We start from the raw sequence: 19,311 nt of genomic DNA on the forward strand, positions 1-19,311 counted from the left end.
GTCTAGTCCCTGATCTCGATCCCCGCCTCGTGCGCGGCGGCGATGAAGGACAGCCGGGCGGCTTCCGCCGACTTCTTGCCCTTCATCGCGGCCTCGAGCGTCAGAAGCGCGGCGTCGAGCGCCGGGCCGTCTTCCAGAGGCCAGTCTTCGATCAGGGCCCAGGAGGCCTGCTGATTGTTGGTGATGGTGGTGAACGTGCCGGGTCCTTCCAGCGCGAGCGACACGCCCTTGTTCCAGTCATTGCTCAAGCGATCGTCTCCAGATGCGGGTAAAACCCGCTGTCTAGAGCAAATCCCGCGACAGTGCGACGCGCTTTTGCATCCGGAGCTGCGTGAAAACAAGGGCTCCATCGGCCGGGAGGCCGGCTTCTCTCACGCCGCCGCCATCAGTTCGGTCTCGCTCCGGTTGAACATGCGTTCCAGATTGAGGAAGCAGATCATGCCGGTCGGCTGGACGATGATGCCGTCGGAATAGGCGGTCGCGGCCGAGGTGGTGACATCGGGAACCGGCTGGAGAAGATCGGCCGGGATCATCAGAATGTCTGAGACCTGATCGACCAGCAGCCCCATGGCCATGCCGTGCACCTCGGTGACGACGATGGCGCTGCGCTCGGTCGGCTCGGCACCCCGCATGCCGAGCTTGAGCGCGAGGTTGATCACCGGAATGACCGTGCCGCGCAGGTTCATGACGCCGAGAACTTCCGGCGGTGCCTGCGGGATGGGGGTTGCCGGTGCCCAGCCGCGAATTTCGCGGATGGTCACCGTGCGGACGCAGAATTCCTGCTCGTGAAGCCGGAACGCGATGATTTCGAGCATGCCGTTGGTGGTCGTGTCACGCATCAGAATTCCTTCCATCCTTCGTTCGCGGCGGCCGTGCTGGCGGTGCCGGCCATTGCGCCCGCGACTTTGCGCGGACGGGATTGTGCGGGAGCCGGGGCGCGCTGCGGCGCGTTCGCGGCCTTCATGCTGGCAGCGGTCTGGCGCAGCGCCTGGACCGGCGAACCGCCGTCACCCAGGGCGAACTGGCCGATGAGCTGGCGGAGCGTGCTGCTCTCGGTGGCGAGCGTCATGCCGGCAGCGCTGGTTTCCTCGACCATGGCGGCGTTCTGCTGGGTCACCTGGTCCATCTGGTTGACGGCGATATTGACCTCGCTGAGACCGACCGACTGTTCGCGCGCCGAGGTGGCGATCGAGTCCATATGGGTGTTGATGGTGACGATGTAGCCCTCGATGGTCTGCAGGGCCTTGCCCGTCTCGCTGACCAGCTGCACGCCGTTCCTGACCTCGACCGAGGAGTTGCGGATGAGCTCCTTGATTTCCTTGGCGGCCTTTGCCGAGCGTTGCGCCAGTTCGCGCACCTCCTGGGCGACCACCGCAAAGCCCTTGCCGGCTTCGCCTGCCCGTGCCGCCTCGACGCCGGCATTCAGCGCGAGAAGGTTGGTCTGGAAGGCGATTTCGTCGATGACGCCGATGATGTTCGACACCTCGTTCGAAGACGCCTCGATCTTGCCCATCGCATCGACCGCCTGGGCGACCACCTGGCCGGACTGGCTGGCGCTGGCATTGGCCTGCACCGCGACGGCCCGGGCTTCCTCGGCACGCTTGGACGAGTTCGAGACGTTGGCCGTGATCTGGTCGAGCGCGGCGGCGGTTTCCTCGAGAGAGGCCGCCTGCTGTTCCGTGCGCTTGGAGAGATCGTCCGCACCGCGGCTGATCTCCTGGCTGCCGCCGTCGATCGAACCGGCGGCCTGCGCGACCGAGCGCAGGGTTTCGCCGAGCTGGCTGACCGCATTGTTGAGATCGTGGCGCAGCGCTTCGAAGTCCGGCGAGAAGGGTTCTTCGAGCTGGAACGTCAGGTCGCCGGAGGCGAGCCGCCGCAGGCCGCTGGCAAGACCCGATGTCGCCTCGTTCAGGCGTCGCTGGGCGGCGGCTTCCGCCTCGGACGTCAGCCGGACGCGGTCGGCCTCGGCCTGCCGGCGGGCGGCTTCCGCATCCCGCTCCAGCTGCGCGTTGACGATGGCCGCCTGGCGGAAGACCTCGACGGCACCGGACATTTCGCCGATCTCATCGGCGCGTCCGGCACCGGGGATGGCGATGTCGGTGCGTCCCGCGGCCAGTTCGCGCATGGCGTCGTTCATGCCGCGCACGGGGCGAACGAGCGCGACGTTGAGGACGATGAGGGCGAGAAGCGAGACCAGCAGCATGCCGGCGCCGCCCGCGATATTGTTGAAGCGACCGGAAGAGGCTGCGGCCTCGGCCGCTGCGGCACGCTCGCCCAGAAGGCTCGATTCGACATCGACCATCTCGGCCACGGTGGCGCGGATGCCGTCCATCGAGGCCTTGCCGGCGCCGCTCGCCGCGATCGCACGGGCCTGATCCCGCGTCGCCGGGTTCGCCATCAGAGCGAGCTCGGGCGTCGCGATCTTCTCGTGCCAGGTGGCGACGAAGGTTTCGAGCGTGTCGAGGCGCTTCTGCTGCGCCGGATTGTCCAAGGTGAGGGTGCGAACGGCTTTCAGATGTTTGGCATAGGCCTCGAGGCCGCCCTTCTGGGGCGCCAGGAAGGCTTCGTTGGCCGAGACCAGGTAGCCCCGCAGGCCGGTTTCCTGGTCGACCATTCCGGCGGTGATGCCGTTCAGAGCATTGATGACCTTGTAGGTGTGATCCGTCATGGCGGCCGTCTGCTCGAGCTTGGTGAGCGAGGCATAGCTGGAATAGCTGACGCCGATGGCGATGAGGATCAGAAGGGAGAGGGTCGCGGCAATCTTCGTGAGGATACGGAGGTTGTTGAAGGAGGACATGGCAGCTCGCTATTCGTTTATCTTGTGCTGACGACGGGGTCGGGGGCAGACGATAGATCAACCGTAGTGGGCACGACGTCAGAGCCGCGAGGGGACGGACCCGTCTGATCGCCGATAACATGCGTGATACCTGAAATACGATAAGAAGATGTAAACGCGGATCGAGAAGAACCCCCACGTGTGTAGCGGGTCCATTTCTGCCCGTGCGCTTGGGTTTCGCCCTAGGGTTTCGCGCTGGGGTTTCGCGCGGGGGCTGTAGCCCGCGAAAAGCGCACCAACGCAAACGGGCACCCGTGAGGCGCCCGCTGCTCGTCCTGTCCAGCCGGATGTCGCGGTGGATTATTCCACGGCGACGGTCTTGCCGGCTTCCCATTTGTAGACCGAGAAGCTCTGCGAGGTGAGGTCGCCGGTCTCGCCATAGGTCAGGTCGCCGATCGCGGTCTTGATCGGGGTGCCATCCTTCAGCGCCTGCGACACCGCTTCCGCATCGTCGGTGCTGCCGGCCTTGGCGATGCCCGCGGCGATGACCTCGACCGCGGCATAGGCGTTGAGGGTGAAGGCCTCGACCGGGATCTTCTTCGCCGTGAGCGCATCGGCGGCGGCCTTGCTGTCGGCGCTCTTCAGCGCGTCGGCCGCATTGGTGTAGATCGTGCCGTTGGCGTCATCGCCGCCGGTGGCGATGAATTCGCTGTTCGACAGACCGTCGCCGGCGATCAGCTGCACGGAGAGGCCGGCATCCTTCATCTGGCGCACCAGCAGCCCGGCTTCCGGATGGTAGCCGCCGAAATAGAGAACCTCCACGCCGTCCGCCTTCATGCGCGTGACGAGCGCGCTGAAATCCTTGTCGCCGGCGGTCAGCGCGTCGTTGAAGATCTCCGTGACGCCGGCCGCGTTGAGCGAGGCCTTGAACGCGTCGGCAAGGCCCTTTCCGTACTGGCCCTTGTCGTTGAGGATCGCGATCTTCTTGTCCTTGAAGTTGGCGACGACGTATTTTGCCGCCACATCGGCCTGCTGGTCGTCGCGGCCGCAGGTGCGGAAGACGGTGGTCAGGCCGCGTGCGGTCAGTTCCGGCGATGTCGCGGTCGGGGTCACCATCAGCGTGCCGTTCTCCGCAAAGGCGACGGAGGCGGGGATCGAGACGCCCGAGGTGACCGGGCCGACGACGAAGCGGATGTTATCGGCGATCAGCTGGTTGGCGGCGGAAACGCCCTGCTTCGGCTCGCCGGCGTCGTCGGCGATCTTCAGCACGAGCTTTTCGCCGTTGACGCCGCCCTTCTTGTTGATCTCCTCGACGGCGGTTTCCGCGCCGTTCTTGATCTGCGCGCCGATGGCCGCGACCGGTCCGGTGAGCGGGGCGACGAGGCCGACGGTGATATCGGCGAAAGCGGCGGGTGCCGCGAGTGGCGAAAAGGCGAGCGTGGCGGCCAGCGCCGCGGTGATTGTCTTGAAACTCATGTCCGTCTCCTTGGAACGCGGGCCTCCCAGTCCGCGGGGTGATGATGCACCGAGCCTTGCCCTCGCTCGAATGCCGCGCATTCGACCTGGAGGGACACGAGGGCATGGCCCCCGGCCCGCGCTGCGGCCATGTTTGGCTCGCAGCGTTAAGCGTCAGATTTCTAAAAACATTCGCTCTGTCGCGCAAGACGATGACCGGAAAGGCGCGCTGATCGGGACCGACATCTCACAGCATCGTGACCGGAAGCCGGACCGGCACGTCCCTGCGCGGCAGATCGATTTGGACCGGAGACTTGCACCAGCGATGCCGGAGACGATGCCGCTCTTTGGTAAAGCATATGTTTCAGAAATAATTAAGCATGTACTGGTAAAGCATTTTCTACGGCCTCGGCGAGATGACGCGTCTGGTCCGTGCTTCGTGGCGCGTGCTTTGGTTCGCCTTTGACCGAACGACGCGACAGGGGTCGCCCCGGCATATGATTTGCTAGCGGTCAGCCTTCAATGGACATTTCGCTCCGGGAGGAAACAGACGTGAAACACATTTCGATTATCGGAAAATTCCTGCTGATCATGGCCGGTTTCGGCCTGTTCTCGTTGGCGACGACACTCTACTCGGCACGCCAGATATCGGCGATCAACACGGATTATTCCGGGCTCATCTCCGGCGAGCAGTCAGCCGCCCTCAGCATTGCCCGCTCCAATCGCAGCCTGCAGGCGATCCGGGCATCGATCGGCGACTTGCTGATTGCCCGGACCAGGCAGGCCAACGATGCCGCTGCCAAGGAGCTGGACACCAACAAGGCCGCCTTCGTCACCTTCATCGACAACGCTGCAACCGCGCTGCCGGAGAAGACGGAGATCGCGACGTTGAAAGCCGCCAGCGTGGCCGTCATCGAGACCACCTGCGCCCCGGCGATCGCTGCGGCCCGTGCAGCAACGTCCGACGCGGAGATCAGCGCCTCGCAGGCGAAATACCTCGCCGAGTGCCAGCCGGCCTTCTCCGCCATGACCCCCCGTCTCAGCGCGCTGGCGAGCGAGATTTCCGACGGCGCGGCAAAGGTCAGCGACGCGCTGTCGGCAACGGCCGCAACGACCATTCTGAAGACGGTCGGCATGGTCGTCGGCGGTCTGCTGGTCGTCATGCTGGCGGGGTACCTTGCCATCCGGGCCTGGCTGGTCCGCCCGATCAAGGGTCTCTCGCAGACGATGGAAACGCTGGCTGAAGGCAAGCTCGACGCAGAGGTCGCCGGCATCGACCGCCGCGACGAGATCGGCGGCATGGCCAAGGCCGTGCAGGTGTTCAAGGACAACGGCCTGCGTGCCCGCCAGCTGGAACAGGACGCCGCGGCCTCCCGCAGTGCAGGCGAGATCGAGGCGGCGCGGATCGCCGAAAGCGACCGTCTGCGGGCCGAGGCGATGGCGCAGGCGACATCCGGTCTTGCCGACGGGCTGAAAAACCTTTCGAGCGGCGACCTGACATTCCGCCTGACGCAGCCCTTTGCCGCCGACTTCGAAAGCCTTCGCTCCGACTTCAATGCCGCCGTTTCGCAGCTTTCCGAAAGCTTGCGCTCGGTGGCCGACGCGACCGGCTCGATCGACAGCGGCGCCCGCGAGATCAGCCAGAGCGCCGACGATCTCTCCAAGCGCACCGAACAGCAGGCCGCCTCGCTCGAGGAGACCGCAGCGGCGCTCGACCAGATCACGGTCAACGTCTCGCATTCCTCCAAGCGCACCGAAGAGGCCCGCAACGTCGCCATCGAGGCCAACCGCTCGGCCCGCCATTCCGGCGAGGTCGTCGCCAGCGCCGTGACCGCGATGCAGCGCATCGAGGAATCCTCCAGCCAGATCTCGTCCATCATCGGCGTGATCGACGAGATCGCCTTCCAGACCAACCTTCTGGCGCTGAACGCCGGCGTGGAAGCCGCCCGCGCCGGGGAGGCCGGCAAGGGCTTTGCGGTGGTGGCGCAGGAGGTTCGCGAGCTTGCCCAGCGCTCCGCCCAGGCGGCCAAGGAGATCAAGGACCTGATCCGCAACTCGTCGACCGAAGTCAGCACGGGCGTGAAGCTGGTGCAGGAAACGGGCGAGGCGCTGAAGGTCATCGAAGCGCAGGTGGTGACGATCAACACCCAGCTCGACGCCATCGCCACCTCGGCCCGGGAGCAGTCCGTCGGACTTGCCGAAGTCAACACGGCGGTCAACCAGATGGACCAGGTGACCCAGCAGAACGCGGCGATGGTGGAGGAATCCACCGCGGCCAGCGCCACGCTTGCCGGCGAGGTCAACCGCCTGCGCGAGATCATCTCGGACTTCCGCCTCGGCAATTCGGGGTCTGGTTCGGGTGCGCGCGCCGCGGCACCGGTTCGCAAGCCACAGGCGGCAAGGGCCGAGCACAGCCCGGTCGCCTCGCCGGCCCGCCGGATGATGGCGAAGGTGGCCGGCGCTGTCGGCCCTGGCGGCGGCGCGGCAGCGGAAAGCTGGGAAGAATTCTAGGCCCGGATCTCGCTAGACCTTCGAACGCAGGAAGGAGGGCGACGAAAGCTGCCCTCCTTCGTCGTTTCTGGAAGACCTAACGCGCGGCTTCCACCGTCACCGTGACCTTGCCGGGACGGTCGAAGATCGAGACGTCGCCGGTGACCTGGCCGAGACGCACGATGCCCGGCGGCGGAACCTGGCCGTCGCGGTAATAGATGACGAAATCGCCGGAGCTCCAGAGGCCGAGCGAGCCGGCGGCAAAGGCGCGCTGGCGCGGCGCCGCGGGCAAAGCGCGCGGCAGGGTGCCGGTCTTTTCCTGGCGCAGATGGTCGTCCATCTCGATCGTCAGCGGCAGCATCGCGAGAAGCGCATGTGCGGCGGCATTGTCGGCGAGCTCGGCGGTGACCTTGCCCCAGTCGGAGGTGATCAGGATGCGGCTCTCGGCCATGGCGGGTCCTCCCATCGAAAGCGTCAGCAGAATGGCGGCATAGGCAGGCGCGGCGAACCAAGTCATGTCCGGTCTTCCTTGTCTGTCAGATCGTCCGGAGATCGATATGGCGGCGGCGGCGCCGGATCGCCGCCTGCCGCCTTTTGGTTGCGGATCAGGCCAGATGCCGGTCGAAGAAGCCCTTGAGCTTTTCGAACGGGATCAGGTCCACGCGGTCGTAGAGATCGACATGGCCGGCACCCTTGATCCAGACGAGTTCCTTCGGCTCCGAGGCACGATCGTAGGCGTCCTGGCTGAATTCCTTCGAATGCGCCTGGTCGCCCGAGATGAACAGCATCGGGCGCGGCGAGATCGTTTCGATATCGTTGAACGGGTAGAAGTTCATGAACCTGGTGCTGCTGCTGAGGCTCGGCTTGGTCGTCGTCTCCCTGGTGACGCCGACCGGGGTGAATTCGCCGCGCGGCGTGCGGTAGAAGTCGTAGAATTCGCGCTGGATCGGGTCGGTTTCTGCCGTCAGGGCAAGCGTCGTGCCGCCGATATAGTGCGGGTCCGCGCCATCCGCCTCCGCCCAGCGCTGCTCGGCGGCCGTGGCGATGAAGGCCTTGCGCTGCTCGACCGTCTGGGATTTGTTCAGCGCATCACGGAAGGCGGCGCCCATGTCGTACATGCTGAGGGTGGCGACCGCCTTGATGCGCGGATCGATCTTGGCGGCGCTGATGACGAAGCTGCCGCTGCCGCAGACGCCGATCGCGCCGATGTTGCCGCGATCGACGAAAGCCTGCGTGCCGAGGAAATCGACGCCGGCGCTGAAGGCTTCGGCATAGGCTTCCGGAGAGACGAGATTGCGCGGCTGCCCCTCGCTCTCGCCCCAGAAGGGCAGGTCGATCGACATCGCGACGAAGCCCTGCTCGGCCATCTTGGTGGCATAGAGATTGGCGCTCTGTTCCTTGACCGCCCCCATGGGGTGGCCGACGATGATCGCCGGATGTTTCGCCGCCCGGTCCAGATCTTTCGGCACGAACAGGTTGCCGGCAACCGTCGTCCGGTCCTGGGTCTTGAAGGCGACCTTCTGCAGGGTCACCCGATCGCTGGTGTAGAAATTGGAAGCGCCGTTGGACATGTCCTGAGCCTTTGCGGTGGTGCTGTCGAAAAGCGAGATCGAACCGAGCGCGGCGATGCCGGCACCCGTCATCTTGAGCAGGTTGCGACGGTCGATGCCCGTCGCCTGCATCTCGGCGCGCGTTTGCGTGTCGTCGGAGAGGATGTCTTTCGTCATGTCGATGGGTCCTTGATGGGTGAGGGTTATCGGCGGGAATGCCAGGCCGCCGCGGCGAGAAGGGAGGAGCCGGACAGGAGCACGGCGGCAAACAGGAAGGTCGTCCACCACCCCGCGGCATCGAACAGCATGCCGCCGGTGGAGGCGCCGAGCGTGATGGCCAGCTGGATGGTCGCCACCTGCAGGCCGCCGCCGGCCTCGGCATCCTCGGGCATGGTGCGGCTGAGCCAGGTGCCCCAGCCGACGGGCGCCGCCGTGCCGAACAGTCCCCAGCCGACGAGCAGGGCCGCGGTGGCGGTGACGGAGGATCCGAAGGCGATCAGCCCGAGCGCGATGGCGGCCATGACCAGCGGGATGGCGATCAGCACGGGAAACAGGCGGGTTCCGAGCAGGTTGCTGACGAGAGTGGTGCCGACGACCCCGGCAAGGCCCATGAGCAGCAGGAGAAGCGAGAGCGTCTCGATCGACACCGCCGTCACCGTCTCCAGAAAGGGGCGGAGATAGGTGAAGAGTGCGAACTGGCCCGTGAACAGCAGGAGGATGGAGGCCATGCCGAGCGCGACCGGACGGCGCAGCAGAAGCCGGAACACGTTCGCCGAACGCCTGTCGGATGCGGCTGCACCCGTGCCCGTTTCCGCGCGACGCGGCGGCAGCGGCGGCAGGCTGATCCACTGCCAGACCAGCGCCACCAGCGCCAGAGGCACCACGGCGAAGAAGGCGCCACGCCAGCCGATATAGTTTCCGAGCAGGCTGCCGAGCGGCGCGGAAATCGTCGCGGCGATGGCATTGCCGGCGTTCAGCATCGCCAGGCCCTTGGGCACGGACTCTTCCGGCACGAGCCGCATGACGATCGCGGTCGACATCGACCAGAACCCGCCGATCGCGATGCCGAGCAGCGCGCGCCCGATCATCAGGACGAGATAGTTCGGCGAGAACGTGACGATCGTGCCCGAGATCACCAGCAGCAGCGAGAAGGCGGCGAGCACCAGCCGCCGGTCGATCCTGCGGGTGAGGCCGGCCACGAAGAGGCTGGTCAGCACCGCGAAGATGCCGGAGATCGAGATCGCCTGTCCCGCCCGGCCTTCGCTCACGCCGAGTTCGGTCGCGATCGGCGAGAGCAGGCTGACCGGCATGAACTCGGAGGCGATGAGGACCGCGACGCAGAGCGCCATGGAAATGACGGCGCTCCAGGCGGCAGCCTTGGGGACAGTGGTGTTCGCGCTTGGGGACGCTTCCTTTGGGCCGCGTTCGTGTGGCGCAAGATCGTGTGTGAGGGCATGGTCTGTCATGCGGGACAAGATAAACCGAATGCAGTTCCGGAATTAGCCGTTGCAATCCGCATGGACTTATCGATGATGGACATCAATTAAGACGGCAGAGCGGCGGGAACGGGCGGCCATGAAGCGCGAAGATCTGAACGACATGCTCTGGTTTCTCGCCGTTGCCGAGGAGCGCAGCTTTACCAAGGCGGCGGCAAAGCTCGGCACGTCGCAATCGACCATCAGCCACACGATCAAGAAGCTGGAGGCCCGGATGGGCCTGCGGCTGCTCACCCGCACGACCCGCAGCGTTGTTCCGACGGACGCCGGCGAGCGGCTGATCCGCTCGCTCGCGCCGCGCATCGAGGAGCTGGAGACCGAGATCGACCAGTTGATGGAGATCCGCGACAAGCCGGTCGGCTCGGTGCGGATCACGCTGTCGGACCATGCGCAGGAGAGCACCGTCTGGCCGAAGCTGCGCCCGCTCCTGCTCCAGTATCCCGATATCAAGGTGGAGCTGAACAGCGACAACGGCTTCCGCAACATCGTCGAGGAGAAGTTCGATGCCGGGGTCCGGCTCGGGGAAAGCGTCGACAAGGACATGATCGCGGTGCGCATCGGCCCGGACTGGCGGCTGGTGGCCGTCGCATCGCCCGCCTATCTCGCCACGCGCGAGGCGCCGAAGACGCCGCAGGAGCTGGTCGGCCATGTCTGCATCAACCACCGGCAGGCCCGGGCCGGCGGTCTCTATGCCTGGGAGTTCGAGAAGGACGGCCGCGAGGTTCGGGTCCGGGTCGACGGACAGCTGACCTTCAGCACCTCCTTCGCCATGATCGATGCGGCGGTCGCCGGCTACGGCATCGCCTATGTGCCGGAAGGCCTCGTCACGGCCGAGATCGCCGCCGGCCGCCTCGTCCAGCTTCTGGACGACTGGTGCCCGCTGTTTCCCGGCTACTATCTCTACTACCCCAGCCGCCGCCAGAACTCGCCGGCCTTCAAGATCGTGGTGGATGCGCTGAAGGCTTGAGAGCCGCAGGAAACACGCACACGAAGAAAGGGCCCCTCGTGCGAGGAGCCCCTTCGGTAATCGGTACGTCAATTATTACTGAACGATCTGGACGACCTGGCCCGTCTGCGGATCGACGATCAGGCGCTGCTGGTCGACGATGGCGTAGGAGTAGGCAGGGTCTTCCGGGATGGGGGTGAGGACGACGGTCTGCGGCACGCGCTTGCCGACCACGATCGGCTCCTCGACGACGACGCGCTGCGTCGGCATGGGCTGCTGGCGGACATAGGTGATGACGCGTTCCGGCGGCGGGTCGATCGCGGCACCGGCGATGGCACCGACGGCGCCACCGACGACAGCGCCGACCGGACCGCCGACGACGGCACCCGTTGCCGCACCGCCGGCCAGGCCGGTGACCGTGCCGTTGCCGTCCGCATAGGCAGCGGTGCTGAAGCCGAGCGACAGGACGGCGAAAGGAATGAGAAGAGCGGTTTTCATGGGGTCTGGTCCTTGTGATGTTTCAAAGTGCGTTGGTCTTGTTCTTGTCGTGTGGTTCGGGACGGAAAGGCTTTGCCCGGCCTGTTGGTTCCGGCTCGGGACTTCAGTCCATGCCGGGGCACCGGGACTTAGGACTTAAGTCTGACGCGCCTTGGAAGTCCGCGGTTTTGCGGCTGGATCGGTCAGGAAGTTCGAACATAACGCCGGTAAACCGCGCCAGCCGCCGGACCGAAAAATCGCGTTAACCACCATCCGCAACCGCGGCTTTACGAAGACGATGTAAGGATGTCCCAAAGGAATCTTTCATGCGTCTCGTCACCAAATTGAACGTTGCCCTGCTTGGCGTCGTCGCGGTTTCCGCCGTTCTCAACTTCGCCACGCTGCGGCTCGCCGTGCTCCCCAGCTTCTCCGCTCTCGAGGAGCAGGCCGCCGAGCGCAACCAGACCCGCGTGCTGGAAGCCATCCAGCTGCAGAAGGATCAGGTCGCCAACAGTGCCGGCGACTATGCCATCTGGGACGATACCTACGATTTCATGAAGGGTGCCGGGCCCGACTATCAGGACAAGAACGTCACCGCGGACTCGCTGAAGACACTCGGCGTCACCTTCTTCGTCGCGATCGATACCGCGGGGCAGGTCGTGCTCGACAGCGGCTTTGCGCAGGACGACGCAGACGAGCCCCGGCCGGTGAAACTCCTGCCGACGACGCGCCTGCCGCAAAACAGCCCGTTCCTGACCGAGCCGCAGGGCTTGGCCATCCGCTCCTCGCTGATGCAGACGCCGGAAGGCCTCGCCGTCATCGGCTATTCGCCCATCCTGCGCTCCGACAGGTCCGGCATCCGCGCCGGAACGCTCGTCCTCGGCCGGCTTCTCGACATGGACGCGATCCGCTCGGCGACGCGCGTCGATTTCGATCTGGTGGCGACCTCGTCCTTCCCGACGCGGCCGATGTCCGAGAGCGGCCGGACGGTCGACAAGATCGATCCGCTGCTCGGGCCCGATGGCCGGGCCCTGGCGATGATCCGGTCGCACACGCCGCGCGACATCACCGCCGTCGGCGAACAGACCATCCTCACGACGCTGCTCCTGCTGCTGGCCGGCGCGACGATCCTGTTGATCGCCCTCGGCGTCATCCTGCGCCTCATCGTCATCCGCCGCATCGAGACGCTGCGCTCGCACCTCCTGTCGGTTGCCGCGAGCGGTCATCTCGATCCGATGCGGGAAGACGGCAAGGGCGACGAGCTGAGCGAAACCGTGGTGTCCTTCAACGCGATGGCCCGGCAGCTCGATGACCTCCGGGCAAAGCTGCGGCGGCAGGATTACGACCATGGCGCCGCCGACGAGGCCGCCGGTCTCCTCCACAATGTGCGCAATGCGCTGAGCCCCATTTCCGTCGTCGCCTGGGGCCTTGCCAAGGCGAATGCCGCACCATGGAAGCAGAACCTGACCAAGGCATTGGACCAGCTCGGCGAAGACGGGCTCGCGCCCGACCGTGCGGCCAAGCTTCAGCAGTTCGTCGCCCTGTCGTCGGCCCGGCTGATGGACGAGGACCGGGCGCGGCAGGAGGAGGTGGGCTCGCTCGTCTCCATGCTGCGTCATGTCGACGATATCCTCAAGGACCAGGACCGTTCGGCCCAGCGGGAACGCGTGCTCGATACGGTCGATCTCGCCGCCTCGCTGCGCAATGCCCTGCCGCTCATCGAGCGCCGCGATGGCATCGCCGTCGATGTCGGCGATCTCGAGAGCCTTGCAGCCCTCGGCCATCGGGTTCCGCTCGAACAGGTTTTCGGCAACCTGATCGTCAATGCGGCCGAAGCGATCGACGCCTCCGGCAAGGGCGCCGGCACGGTGCGGATTGCCGCACGGTCGATCACCGATGGTGCGGGGACAGGGAGCGTGGAGCTGACCGTCAGCGACGACGGCGTCGGCATCGACGCTGCGAACCGAGACCGGCTGTTCGAAAAGGGCTTTTCGACCAAGAGCGGCGGCAAGCGCGGCGTCGGCCTGCACTGGTGCGCCAATGCCGTGAATGCCATGGGCGGCCGCCTGTCGGTCGAAAGCGACGGGCCGCAGCAGGGCGCCACCTTCAGGATCACCCTGCCGGCCGCTCTATCAAGACGAGACGCAGCATGACCGTATCACCGACACACGGCAAACGCCGGATCCTGATCTGCGACGACGAGGCGGGCATTCTCGATGCCTACCGGCGGATCTTCGCCGACCTCGTCGCATCGGCCGGGGACGAAGAGGCGAGCGACTACGACGCCTTGTCCGCCGACCTCTTCGGCGACGAGCCGGTTGCCGGCGGCATCGGCGTCATCGACGAGATCGTCACCTGCCGCCAGGGCGAAGAAGCCGTCGAGGCCGTGCGCGCGGCCAAGGCCGCCGGTCAGCCCTTCGGCGTCGTGTTTCTCGACGTACGCATGCCGCCCGGCATCGACGGCGTCGAAGCCGCCCGGCAGATCCGGGCGATCGAGCCGGTCATCAACATCGTCATCGTCACGGGCTATTCCGACCATCGTCCGGCCGAGATCGCCGGCGTGGTGGGAACGCTCGACCGGCTGTTCTATCTCGTCAAACCTTTCGATGCGGACGAGGTGCGCCAGATGGCGACCACGCTCGTCAACCGCTGGACCAGCGACAGCCGGATCGCGAGCGAACTTGCGGCCCAGGTCGAGGCGCTGGAGGCGTTGAACCAGGCGCTGCGAGCGAGCGAAGCCTCCGCCCACCGGGCCGCCCGCCGCGATTCCCTGACGAAGCTTTTGAACCGCACCGGGCTGCAGGAACAGTTCGACCTGGCCCGTGACCGCGCGAGGGCGAGCGGCGCGAGGCTTGCGCTTCTCTATCTGGATCTCGACCGCTTCAAGCGGGTCAACGACACCTACGGCCATGGCGTCGGCGATCTCTTGATCTGCGAGGTCGCCCGGCGGCTGTCTGCGGCGGTCCTCGACGAGGGTTTCGTCGCCCGTCTGGGCGGGGACGAGTTCGCCATCGTCTGCGAGACGGCGCGGCTCGAACCGCTGCTGGCCCGCGTGCTTGCCATGGCCGAGGCGCCGTTCGTCACGGGCGCGCATCATCTGCCGGTGCCGTTTTCCATCGGCTATTCCCGCGAGAGCGACGGCGCGGAGACCGATCTGCCCGAGCTCATGCGCCAGGCGGACGTCGCGCTTTACGTCGCCAAGGATGCGGGCCGCGGCGTCGCCCGCGCCTTCGATCCCGATCTCGACCGGATCTTCCTGCACGACCAGATGATGGCGCGCGACCTCAAAGCCGCCATCGAGACGGAAGGGCTCTGTCTGTTCTACCAGCCGCTGATGTGCATCGACGGCAAGACGGTGACCGGCGTCGAGGCGCTGCTGCGTTGGCAGCATGACGGTTATGGCCCCATTTCGCCGGACATCTTCGTGCCGATCGCCGAGAAGAACGGCCTGATGGGCGAACTGGGCGACTGGGTTCTGAGAACGGCCTTTGCGGACGCACGGGCGTGGCCTGACGTTACCACCTCGATCAACCTCTCCGTTCTGCAGTTCGCCAGGCCGGATTTCGCCGCGACCGTGCTGACGCTTGCGCGCGACATGGGGGTCATGCCCGACAAGATCGAGTTCGAGATCACAGAGACGGCCATGACGAACGATACCGCCTCGTTCCTTGCCCAGGTCGAGGTGCTGCGGCTCGCCGGATTCCGGTTCGCGCTCGATGATTTCGGCAGCGGCTATGCCAGTATCGGCTATCTCTCGCGCCTCAATTTCCACAAGCTCAAGATCGACCGCTCCTTCGTCAGCGCATTGACCACCAAGCCGGATGCCGACAGAATGATCCGATCGATCGTCAACCTCGGACTGGCCATGGGCTTGACCATCACGGCGGAGGGCGTCGAGGATGTGGTGCAGCACGATATCCTGAAGGCGGTCGGTTGCGACCAGCTCCAGGGGTTCCTGTTCCACAGGCCCTGCTCGCGCGGCGAGGTGGAAAAGATCCTGAACCTTGCCGGCGCAGGCCGGCAGCATGCGGCCTGATGTGACAGGGCGAGCGCCGGTGCGCCGGAGACGGAAAAGCGTCGGCGGTTACTTGCGAACCGCAGCCTTGTCGGTGCCGAGCTGGCTGGAAAAGGCGACGAGCGCGTCGGCGACGCCGTAATTCGGCGTGCCCTTCAAGGTTTCGGAGAGCGCGAGCACATTGGCCTTGTAGTGGTCGCCCTTCAGCGTCCCCGTCTGCTCGAAGGTGGCGACCAGCGCCAGAAGCTGCGCCTCGTGCAGGAGATGGAACTTCTCGATCTCCTGAAACGGGTCTTTTTTCTCGTCCTTGGCCATGACAGGTCTGCTTTCTCAAAAGGTTGGTCCGCGCTCGTTTCCCCGCCGCCCGCAGGGGGTTCCCGCCGCCCGCAGGGGGTTCAACGGCGGCGGGGAGACGAGGCGATCAGGTGCGTTTATTCAACGACCTGAACCACGGTGTAGGTCTGCGGGTCGACGATGACCCGGCGTTCGTTGACGACGGTATAGGCATAGGTCGGGTCGTCGGCGACCGGGGTCAGCACGACCTCGCGCGGGAGCGGTTTGCCGACGACGATGTCCTGCTGGATGCTGACATGCTGTTCGGGCATGGGCTGGCTTTCGACATACTGCACGACGCGCGCCGGCGGCGGATCGATGGCCGTGCCGGCAATGGCGCCGACGGCACCACCGACGACGGCCCCGACCGGGCCTCCGACGACGGCACCTGTAACCGCGCCGCCGGCGGCACCGGTCACCGTGCCCTCCTGCGCCTGGGCCGTGCCGGCAAGGCCGCCCGCGAGGCCGAAGAGAGCGGTCGTGACGATGAGGAGATTTTTCATGAGATCCATCCTTTCTGGTCGTTGCGATGCCCCTCAACGGGGTTCGCACCACCCCGTTCCGCCGCTCAGACCTTTGCCCTCCGGCCTCCGACTTTGGTCCCACGGGCGCCGCTGCGAACAGATATCGCGCGGGGAGATGCTTGCGCTTGCCTTGGGACGACCGCATTCCATGTAATCGTCCACTGACATGCCGGCCGCCGCCGGCGGATGTTGAGGACCCATGCGCCGATATACGTACAGCACCATCCGGGACCAGATCCGGAAAATGACCGATCGCTGGAATGCGCAGTCGCTCGCGCGGCAGTTCTTCATCGCCGGCGGGGCGGTGGCCCTGGTTGCGATCGGGCTCGTGGGGGCCTTCGTCACCAACCTGATCGAAGCGACCGTGACCCGCAATTCCGCCGCGGCAACCGCGCTCTATGTCGACAGCATCATCGCGCCGATCCTCCCCGATCTGAAGACCACGGTCGCGCTGGACGAAACCGTGGAGCGGGCGCTGGACGAGACCCTGAGCCAGGGCGCGCTCGGACAGCGGCTGATCTCGTTCCGGCTGTGGCGCAAGGACGGCACCGTGCTGTACTCCAACGACAAGGCGCTGATGGGCCGCACATTCGCGCCGAGCGCCGATCTGCAGCGCGCCTTCTCCGGCGCCATCGTCGCGCATTTCGACCATGCGGACGACCCGGAGAGCCTGGCGGAGAAGGCGACGGGCAAGCGGCTCCTGGAGATCTACAATCCGGTGCTGCAGCCCTGGTCGGGCGAAATCGTCGCCGTTCTCGAATTCTACGAAGTGTCCAACGAATTCGAGAACGATATCCAGACGGCCCGGTTTTCCACATGGGCCGCGGTCATTCTGGTGACCCTGCTGTTCTTCAGCGTCCTGTCGCTCATCGTGTTTCGCGGCAACCGGACGATCGAGCGCCAGCGCGTGGCGCTTGCCGATCGGATTTCGGAACTCTCGACGCTTCTCGCCCAGAACAAGGCGCTGAGCGCCCGCGTGCAACGCGCCTCGCAGCGCACCGCCGCGCTCAACGAGAATTTTCTCCGCCGCGTCGGGGCCGACCTGCATGACGGGCCGGCGCAACTGGTGGCCTTTGCCGGGCTGCGCATCGACAGCGAGGTGCTGCTCGATCCTTCGGTATCGCGCGGTCGACGAGAGCAGGAGATCACCGCGATCAAGGACAGTCTCGACGAGGCCATGCGCGAGATCCGCAGCATCTGCACCGGCCTCGTCCTTCCCGATATCGAGGCGCTCGGGGTCCACGAGGTCGTCGAGCGCGCCGTCCGCGCCTATCGCCAGCGCACGGGCGCGCGGGTGGCGCTCGTGCAGGAGACGCCGGCCGAGCTGCCGGCGCTCTCCACGGCCATGCGGATCTGCGTCTACCGGTTCGTGCAGGAAACGCTCAACAACGGCTATCGGCATGCGCATGCCAAGGGGCAGAGCGTGCGGCTCGATGTAACCGGGAGAACGGTGACCGTGGAGACGGCCGACCAGGGGGCGGGGTTCGACCCGTCCGCGGTCCAGCCGAGAAGTCTCGGGCTTGCGGGCCTGCGCGAACGGATTGAAAGCCTTGGCGGTCAGTTCAATATACAGGCCACGCCGCAAGGCACCATTGTCACGATGCGCCTCGCGCTGGAGGAGGGGGAACAGATATGACGCAGACGATCAGCATTGCCGTGGTGGACGATCATCCGCTGTTTCGCGAGGGGGTCAGCCGCAGCCTCAATGAAATCGGCGGCTTTCGGATCGTCGGCGAGGGGAGCAGCAGCGCCGACGCCGTCCGGCTGTCACGCGAATGCGCCCCCGACGTCATGCTTCTCGACATTTCGCTGCCCGGCGGCGGGCTGGAGGCGATCGAGCCGATCCTGGAAGACTGTCCGACGCGCATTCTGATCATGCTGACCGTGTCGGAAAGTGCCGACGATCTGAAGACCGCCATCCAGCGCGGCGCCAAGGGCTACGTGCTGAAGGGCGTGGGCTCGCGCACGCTGGCCGAGATCATCCGCACCGTCCATTCTGGCGAAAGCTACATCGCGCCGGCGCTCTCCTTCAAGCTGGTCGCCGACATGACCGAGGCGCATGCCAAGCCCGCCGATCAGGACGCGCTGGCCAGCCTGACGGCGCGGGAGCAGGACGTGCTGAAGCTCGTCGCCTCCGGTCTCAGCAACAAGATGGTCGCGCGCGACCTCAACCTGCATGAAAAGACCATCAAGCATCATATGACGCGGATCTTCGTGAAACTGAACGTGAAGAACCGCACCGAGGCAGCGCTTGCCATGCGGGATGCGCATCTTTCGCGCTGATGACGGTGGCGGATCGACCGTCGCAACCGTCGCCTCTGACATCACCGGGCCGCCAGCCGCCTCAACCGGTCGCGATCCGCGCGCGTCGCGCGGCGATCGACGACGATGCGCCCCTGCGCGTCGCGCATCACGTAGCGCCCACGGGCGAGCTGTTCCCGAAATCCGTTGCGGTGGCGAACGCTTAAAGCCTGACCATCGGTCCCGTCATCCTCCGGCCTCGTGAAGGCCGGGAGGCTGGTGGCCGGCGCCCGGGTGGAAGGACCGGCTTCCGCATTGCTGTTTCCTCCGGTCCTGCTGCCCGCCGCGCCGTTATTGCCCCGACCACCGCCGTTCCCGCCGCCATTGCCGTTCCCGCCGCCGTTCCCGTTGCCGCCGCCATTGCCTCCGCCGTTCCCGCCCCCGTTGCCGCCACCATTCCCGCCGCCATTGTTACCGTCCTTGGCAAAGGTCGCGGCAGCGTCGAACGAGAACGCGCTGTCCAGCGCGAAACGGACAGGGGCCACGGCCAGAAGACAACCCAGCATGCCGGCAAGATACAGATTTCGGTTCATCATCTCTCTCCGGATCCCGGCGCATCCTGATCTTTGCCATCCTACGTCCCGCAGCCGTGCTTGGACTACACCGGGAACGCCGTCTCATCCTGCCATGCCCCATTATAGGGGTTCCGTTTGAAGCCTCTGCGATGCCCATGGTTCCATTTGCGGGCCGGCATCCAACCAAAGACCGTCCCCGCCCGACCAAGGTCTGATGCCGGACGGGACGGAAGTCCCGGCCCGGAACCGTCGCGGACCGCACGCGCAACCGGTCGAACAGTGCGCGGCCTGTAAGGAAAGACGTGCGGCGATCCCGATCGGTTTCGCCCGCGTAAGACATGCCCGTTTAAGACAGGGCGGAGGACGCAAGCCCGCCGCCGCCGATCGGGTGTAAACCCTCGATGTCCCCCCGGATTCAGTCCCGGTTCATCTT

The 19,311-nt window shown here is 65.9% G+C and carries 17 protein-coding genes; 6 read left to right on the plus strand and 11 right to left on the minus strand.

Translation table 11 applies throughout. From position 1 onward, the window contains the following. Positions 1-2: 2 nt before the first annotated feature. From C8J36_RS18270 to C8J36_RS18285, 4 genes are all read right to left on the minus strand, one after another. On the minus strand, positions 3-248 hold the full coding sequence (locus C8J36_RS18270) for a DUF982 domain-containing protein (protein ID WP_062597144.1): 246 nt from the start codon (positions 246-248) through the stop codon (positions 3-5). A 123-nt stretch (positions 249-371) separates the two neighbouring features. Further along, positions 372-839, minus strand: a complete 468-nt coding sequence (locus C8J36_RS18275) for a chemotaxis protein CheW (RefSeq protein ID WP_162242471.1) — start codon at positions 837-839, stop codon at positions 372-374. Continuing rightward, complete coding sequence (locus C8J36_RS18280) at positions 839-2,797, minus strand: methyl-accepting chemotaxis protein (RefSeq protein WP_132536810.1); 1,959 nt, start codon at positions 2,795-2,797, stop codon at positions 839-841. The genes C8J36_RS18275 and C8J36_RS18280 overlap by 1 nt, the downstream gene beginning before the upstream one ends. A 339-nt stretch (positions 2,798-3,136) precedes the next feature. Continuing rightward, positions 3,137-4,252, minus strand: coding sequence for a branched-chain amino acid ABC transporter substrate-binding protein (locus C8J36_RS18285; protein ID WP_132536811.1), 1,116 nt, complete (start codon positions 4,250-4,252; stop codon positions 3,137-3,139). Between the two features lie 531 nt (positions 4,253-4,783). Between C8J36_RS18285 and C8J36_RS18290 the strand changes: the two genes are divergently transcribed. Continuing rightward, complete coding sequence (locus C8J36_RS18290) at positions 4,784-6,742, plus strand: methyl-accepting chemotaxis protein (protein WP_132536812.1); 1,959 nt, start codon at positions 4,784-4,786, stop codon at positions 6,740-6,742. A gap of 76 nt (positions 6,743-6,818) precedes the next feature. Here the strand turns inward: C8J36_RS18290 and C8J36_RS18295 are convergent, their stop codons facing one another. The 3 genes from C8J36_RS18295 to C8J36_RS18305 all read right to left on the minus strand — a co-directional run bounded on the left by C8J36_RS18295 (position 6,819) and on the right by C8J36_RS18305 (position 9,737). Further along, positions 6,819-7,238 carry a cyclophilin-like fold protein gene (locus C8J36_RS18295; RefSeq protein WP_245506617.1) on the minus strand — a complete coding sequence of 140 codons (420 nt, stop codon included), beginning with the start codon at positions 7,236-7,238 and terminating at the stop codon, positions 6,819-6,821. An 88-nt stretch (positions 7,239-7,326) separates the two neighbouring features. Beyond that, positions 7,327-8,448, minus strand: coding sequence for an alpha/beta hydrolase (locus tag C8J36_RS18300; protein WP_207897562.1), 1,122 nt, complete (start codon positions 8,446-8,448; stop codon positions 7,327-7,329). Between the two features lie 26 nt (positions 8,449-8,474). Continuing rightward, positions 8,475-9,737 (minus strand): MFS transporter, encoded by a 1,263-nt coding sequence (locus tag C8J36_RS18305; RefSeq protein ID WP_165915105.1) that lies wholly within the window; start codon positions 9,735-9,737, stop codon positions 8,475-8,477. A gap of 109 nt (positions 9,738-9,846) precedes the next feature. Between C8J36_RS18305 and C8J36_RS18310 the strand changes: the two genes are divergently transcribed. Next, positions 9,847-10,734, plus strand: a complete 888-nt coding sequence (locus tag C8J36_RS18310; RefSeq protein ID WP_062597139.1) for a LysR family transcriptional regulator — start codon at positions 9,847-9,849, stop codon at positions 10,732-10,734. A 75-nt stretch (positions 10,735-10,809) separates the two neighbouring features. Here the strand turns inward: C8J36_RS18310 and C8J36_RS18315 are convergent, their stop codons facing one another. After that, positions 10,810-11,211 (minus strand): DUF1236 domain-containing protein, encoded by a 402-nt coding sequence (locus C8J36_RS18315; RefSeq protein WP_132536813.1) that lies wholly within the window; start codon positions 11,209-11,211, stop codon positions 10,810-10,812. A 305-nt stretch (positions 11,212-11,516) separates the two neighbouring features. Here C8J36_RS18315 and C8J36_RS18320 point away from each other — a divergent pair, with 305 nt between their 5' ends. Beyond that, on the plus strand, positions 11,517-13,343 hold the full coding sequence (locus C8J36_RS18320; protein WP_132536814.1) for a CHASE4 domain-containing protein: 1,827 nt from the start codon (positions 11,517-11,519) through the stop codon (positions 13,341-13,343). Continuing rightward, positions 13,340-15,226, plus strand: coding sequence for an EAL domain-containing protein (locus C8J36_RS18325; protein WP_132536815.1), 1,887 nt, complete (start codon positions 13,340-13,342; stop codon positions 15,224-15,226). Before C8J36_RS18320 ends, C8J36_RS18325 begins: the two co-directional genes overlap by 4 nt. 48 nt (positions 15,227-15,274) lie before the next feature. On the opposite strand, the gene C8J36_RS18330 is transcribed toward C8J36_RS18325, so the two are convergent. Both C8J36_RS18330 and C8J36_RS18335 read right to left on the minus strand, forming a co-directional pair. Continuing rightward, on the minus strand, positions 15,275-15,520 hold the full coding sequence (locus tag C8J36_RS18330) for a hypothetical protein (protein WP_062597135.1): 246 nt from the start codon (positions 15,518-15,520) through the stop codon (positions 15,275-15,277). 116 nt (positions 15,521-15,636) lie between these two features. Further along, complete coding sequence (locus C8J36_RS18335; protein WP_132536816.1) at positions 15,637-16,041, minus strand: DUF1236 domain-containing protein; 405 nt, start codon at positions 16,039-16,041, stop codon at positions 15,637-15,639. 220 nt (positions 16,042-16,261) lie between these two features. On the opposite strand from C8J36_RS18335, the gene C8J36_RS18340 reads away from it, so the two are divergent. Together C8J36_RS18340 and C8J36_RS18345 are read left to right on the plus strand one after the other, a co-directional pair. After that, positions 16,262-17,698, plus strand: a complete 1,437-nt coding sequence (locus C8J36_RS18340; protein ID WP_245506618.1) for a sensor histidine kinase — start codon at positions 16,262-16,264, stop codon at positions 17,696-17,698. Next, complete coding sequence (locus tag C8J36_RS18345) at positions 17,695-18,345, plus strand: response regulator transcription factor (RefSeq protein WP_062597133.1); 651 nt, start codon at positions 17,695-17,697, stop codon at positions 18,343-18,345. The genes C8J36_RS18340 and C8J36_RS18345 overlap by 4 nt, the downstream gene beginning before the upstream one ends. Positions 18,346-18,386: 41 nt before the next feature. On the opposite strand, the gene C8J36_RS25015 is transcribed toward C8J36_RS18345, so the two are convergent. Continuing rightward, positions 18,387-18,899, minus strand: coding sequence for a hypothetical protein (locus C8J36_RS25015; protein ID WP_245506619.1), 513 nt, complete (start codon positions 18,897-18,899; stop codon positions 18,387-18,389). Positions 18,900-19,311 lie beyond the last annotated feature (412 nt).

Source organism: Rhizobium sp. PP-F2F-G48 (assembly GCF_004342335.1).
Lineage (GTDB): Bacteria > Pseudomonadota > Alphaproteobacteria > Rhizobiales > Rhizobiaceae > Ferranicluibacter.